The organism is Micromonospora thermarum, assembly GCF_012034245.1.
GTDB classification, from domain to species: Bacteria; Actinomycetota; Actinomycetes; order Mycobacteriales; family Micromonosporaceae; genus Micromonospora; species Micromonospora thermarum.
Genome location: NZ_JAATEO010000112.1, coordinates 1 through 372 on the forward strand (window position 1 = coordinate 1; position 372 = coordinate 372).

Below are 372 nucleotides of genomic sequence, written 5' to 3' on the forward strand. Positions count from 1 at the left end.
GCGGCCGCGGCCTGTTCACGGTAGACGCTGGGTGGCACGCCGACCAGTTGGGTGAAGCGGGTGCTGAAGGTGCCCAGTGACGAGCAGCCGACGGTGAAGCAGACCTCGGTGACGGTGAGGTCGCCACGTCGTAGCAGTGTCATGGCGCGTTCGATGCGTCGCGTCATGAGGTAGGCGTACGGGGATTCGCCGTAGGCGAGTCGGAACTGGCGGCTGAGGTGACCGGCGGAGATGTTGACGCCGCGGGCGAGGGCCTCGACGTCCAGCGGCTGGGCGTACTCGCGGTCGATCCGGTCGCGGACGCGGCGCAGCAGCGCGAGGTCACGCAGGCGATGCGCGGCGGCGCGTGCGCGCCCCCATGAGGGGTGACAC

The 372-nt window shown here is 70.4% G+C and carries 1 protein-coding gene; it reads right to left on the reverse strand.

Going from position 1 to position 372, the window contains the following annotated elements; all coding sequences use genetic code 11:
• Positions 1 to 329, reverse strand: a 329-nt coding sequence (locus tag HCJ94_RS29440) for a helix-turn-helix transcriptional regulator (RefSeq protein WP_168004258.1), incomplete at its 3' end; no start/stop codon positions are given.
• Positions 330 to 372: the final 43 nt, after the last annotated feature.